The organism is Saliniramus sp., from assembly GCF_035311605.1.
In the GTDB taxonomy this organism is placed as follows: domain Bacteria; phylum Pseudomonadota; class Alphaproteobacteria; order Rhizobiales; family Beijerinckiaceae; genus Saliniramus.
This window is the reverse complement of the sequence record NZ_DATGCW010000026.1, coordinates 1-3,612: the sequence shown is the minus strand read 5'-3', so window position 1 is coordinate 3,612 and position 3,612 is coordinate 1. Positions and strand designations below refer to the sequence as shown.

General features: G+C 65.1%; 4 protein-coding genes, 1 tRNA gene and 1 pseudogene. All 6 read left to right on the top strand.

Annotation, left to right across the window (positions count from 1 at the left end):
• Window positions 1-126: 126 nt before the first annotated feature.
• Window positions 127-891 (top strand): SDR family NAD(P)-dependent oxidoreductase, encoded by a 765-nt coding sequence (locus VKP01_RS01325; protein WP_324409833.1) that lies wholly within the window; start codon window positions 127-129, stop codon window positions 889-891.
• A gap of 17 nt (window positions 892-908) precedes the next feature.
• On the top strand, window positions 909-1,418 hold the full coding sequence (locus VKP01_RS01320; RefSeq protein WP_074445962.1) for a 2,4'-dihydroxyacetophenone dioxygenase family protein: 510 nt from the start codon (window positions 909-911) through the stop codon (window positions 1,416-1,418).
• A gap of 35 nt (window positions 1,419-1,453) precedes the next feature.
• Entirely contained in the window at window positions 1,454-2,221 is a 768-nt protein-coding gene (locus VKP01_RS01315) for an SDR family NAD(P)-dependent oxidoreductase (protein ID WP_324409832.1), read from the top strand.
• A gap of 116 nt (window positions 2,222-2,337) precedes the next feature.
• Window positions 2,338-2,411: transfer RNA gene (locus tag VKP01_RS01310), tRNA-Gln, on the top strand.
• 402 nt (window positions 2,412-2,813) lie between these two features.
• Window positions 2,814-3,320 (top strand): annotated as a pseudogene (locus VKP01_RS01305) (transposase); the annotation flags it as partial.
• A 102-nt stretch (window positions 3,321-3,422) separates the two neighbouring features.
• Window positions 3,423-3,612 (top strand): TRAP transporter large permease subunit (locus tag VKP01_RS01300; protein ID WP_414706488.1); only part of this gene is annotated, 190 nt, incomplete at its 3' end.

Genomic DNA, 3,612 nt, shown 5'->3' with positions numbered 1-3,612 from the left:
TTCCGGGATCGCTCAACACGCACATGCGCGAAACGCCCATTGATCGGGCCCCCTCGCACAACGATAGTCGCTGATACGGCACCTGCCGCAAGGTCAGGCGTGCCGATGATGATCCGAGAGAGTACCATGACCGCGATGCCCGCGACCAAAGCCACCTTCGCCGGCGATCTCTTTGCCGGGCAGCACGTGCTCGTCTCCGGCGGGACCAGCGGGATCGGGCTCGCCTGCGCCCGCGCCTTCCGCGATCACGGTGCGCAGGTCACCGCCGGCGGCGTCGGCGATCCCTCCCCGGAAGGCGCAACCCGCGATCCGGCCAATGCCGGCATCCGCTTCGTCACCCTCGACGTGCGCGACCCCGCCACCATCGAATCCTGCATCGCCGCCCTGCCCGAGCGCCTCGCGGTGCTCGTCAACGCCGCCGGCATCATCCGCCGCGATGCGGAACATGATCCGGAAGTTTTCGCGCAGGTCATCGATATCAATCTCAACGGCAGCATGCGGCTGTGCACTGCGGCTCTGGAGCGGCTCACGGCAGCACGCGGCTGCGTCATCAATCTGGCCTCGATGCTGAGCTTCTTCGGCGGACCGCGCGTGCCCGGCTATTCCGCCTCCAAGGGCGGCATCGCGCAGCTTACCCGTAGCCTCGCCGCCGCCTGGGCGCCGCAGGGCGTACGCGTCAATGCGCTGGCACCCGGTTGGATCGCGACGCCGCTGACCCAAGCCCTGCAGGATGATCCCGCCCGCGCCGGTCCGATCCTCGCGCGCACGCCGATGGGCCGGTTCGGCACGCCGGAGGAAATCGCCGCAGCCGCGCTGTTTCTCGCCTCGCCCGCCGCCGGATTCGTCACGGGCGTGATCCTGCCGGTGGATGGCGGCTATGCGAGCGTCTGACAAATGAAGGAAACGTCATGAACGACAAATGGACCCCCTACCGCCATCCCCAGCCCGCCGAATCACCCCCGGAGCTGATCGTCCCCGACGCCATCCCCACGGATGAACGCGTCTGGGTGCCGGTGGAGGAGAATGTCTGGTTCCGCCCGCTTTGCCTGAGCGTCACGCGCGGCTACTGGATGAACCTTTTGCGCGTGCGCAAATCCGGCGTGCTCTCGCGCCACCGCCATCCCCAGCCCGTGCACGGTTTCGTGCTGCGCGGCGAATGGCGCTATCTGGAGCACGACTGGGTGGCGCGCGAGGGCGGCTATGTCTACGAGGCGCCCGGCGAGACCCATACGCTCGTGGTCGATCCGCATGTCGAGGAGATGATCACGCTCTTCCAGGTCAACGGCGCGATGATCTATGTCGATCCGGACGGCAATGTCACGGGCTATGACGATGTCTTCACCCGGCTCGACAAATGCCGCGCCTTTTATGCGCAAAACGGCCTCGGGGCCGATTATATCGACCAGTATATCCGCTGACGCCGTCAGCGCTGTTTTTCGCAAGGAGCCTCGTCATGGAATCGTTGCCGCGCACCCCATCCTTCTCGCTCGATGGAAGACGTGCCCTCGTGACCGGCGCCGGACGCGGCATCGGCCTCGCCGCCGCCTGTGCGCTGGCCCGGGCCGGCGCATCCGTCGATCTCGTGGCACGCAGCGGCGACGAGATCACCGCCCTCGCCGAGGCACTCGGCAAGGAAGGCTTTGCGGCCAACGCCCATGCGCTCGACGTTACCGATATCGATGCGAGCGCCGCTTTCGTCGCGGAAAACGGCCCCTATGACGTCCTCGTCAACAATGCCGGCATGAATCGCCCCGCGCCACTCACCGAGATGACACCCGCCGATTACGATGCGGTGAGCGATCTGAACGTGCGCTCGGCCTATTTCCTGATGCAGGCGGTGGTGAAAGGCATGATCGCCGCCGGCAAGGGCGGGTCGATCATCAACATGTCCTCGCAGATGGGGCATGTGGGCGGCGCCAACCGCACGGTCTATTGCGCCACGAAACACGCCATGGAGGGCTTTACCAAGGCACTCGCCTGGGAGGTCGGCAAGGAGGGCATCCGCGTCAACACCCTGTGCCCGACCTTCATCCGCACGCCGATGACGGCGGGCATGCTGGCCGATCCCGCATTCGCGGAAAGCGTCGTGTCGAAGATCGCGCTCGGCCGCGTCGGCGAGGCCGAGGACCTGATGGGCGCCGTGGTTTTTCTCGCGAGCGACGCCTCGCGCCTCGTCACGGGCACCTCACTCCTCGTCGATGGCGGCTGGACCGCGCAATGAAAGCCGGATTTCGCTGCGTGAAGGGGCTGGACAAGCCGCTCCACGCTCGCTAAATACGCGCCATCGATCGGCGCCAGGCGCCGCGTCGCCCCTCGCGGATGGTTCGCCGCGATTGCTGGGGGATAGTTTAACGGTAGAACCGCGGACTCTGACTCCGCTAGTCCTGGTTCGAATCCAGGTCCCCCAGCCAGTTTTTTCGGCAAGAACATAGAAAAATCAATCACTTGAGGGCCCGAAAGAAGCGGCCTTTCAAGGGATGTCTGCCGAACCGTCCACCAGCCTGTCCACTGCCCCCGCAGCTCCTGAATCCCCTGGTTGCATCGCCGGTTTCAGCGACAGACCCGCATCTTGCCGCGAAATCAGCCCGAGCCGGTCGGGAGGGGTGTGATGACAAGCGCCCATTACACGCGTCTGCGGGGACGGGTCACTTATTTCCGTCGCAGAACGCCCGTCGCACTGCGCAAAAAACTTGCGTCAAGCGAAATTTTCATCACGCTGGGTGACGGGGTTTGATGGGGCGGCGTATCGTGGCGGTTGCTGAAGTCTGCCGGAGCTCCCAAAGGCACGATACGCCAAGACAAATGATACCGATATTATCGCGCTGCACCAGCCCGGATCCGTCGCGGATCCCCTGACAGAAATTGCCCGTGACGGGGCCCGCAGGATGCTTGCGGCGGCACTTCGGGCCGAAGCTGACGCCTTCGTTGCGCAGCATGCAGAAGAGACCCTTCCGGATGGCCGGCAACGGATCGTCCGGCATGGTTACGGGCCATAGCGCAACATTCAGACCGGGATCGGTCCGCTCGACGTGCGCCGCCCGAAAGTCCGCGACCGGGCCACGGACACGCCCGCCGAGAAGAAGATCCGCTTCACCTCCAACATCCTGCCGAAATGGGCCTGGCGGTCGAAAAGCCTCGATGCCCTGCTGCCGGTGCTTTATCTGCGCGGGATCTCCACCGGCGATTTCCAGGAAGCGCTGTCAGCGTTGCTCGGGGCGGATGCGCCTAACCTGTCACCTGGTGTCATCTCCCGCCTGACGGGCGATTGGCAGCAGGAATACGATCGCTGGCAGCGCCGTGATCTCTCGGCCCGGCGGTATGTGAACCGCGCCGGGTTTGCCGGAGGCTCCAACTCCTGAGAAGGTGGAGCCATCCTGAGCAAGACAACGAACAAGTATTCTCCGGAAGTGCGTGAGCGGGCTGTGCGGCTGCTGCAAGAGAACGAGGGTCGGCACGAATCCCGATGGCCGGTGATCGCGCTGTTCGCGATCGTGATGGGCGGCATCTATGGCGGCATCTTCACGCCGACGGAGGCGGCGGGGATCGGCGCCTTCGGGGCGTTTCTTTTTGCGCTGGGGCGCGGGGCGCTGAGCTGGAACGGGCTGGTCGAGA

What these genes read in the sequence shown, in the direction of transcription:
- VKP01_RS01325 (WP_324409833.1), top strand. Translation starts at nt 127, where the DNA reads ATGACCGCGATGCCCGCGACCAAAGCCACCTTCGCCGGCGATCTCTTT.
- VKP01_RS01315 (WP_324409832.1), top strand. Translation starts at nt 1,454, where the DNA reads ATGGAATCGTTGCCGCGCACCCCATCCTTCTCGCTCGATGGAAGACGT.
- VKP01_RS01320 (WP_074445962.1), top strand. Translation starts at nt 909, where the DNA reads ATGAACGACAAATGGACCCCCTACCGCCATCCCCAGCCCGCCGAATCA.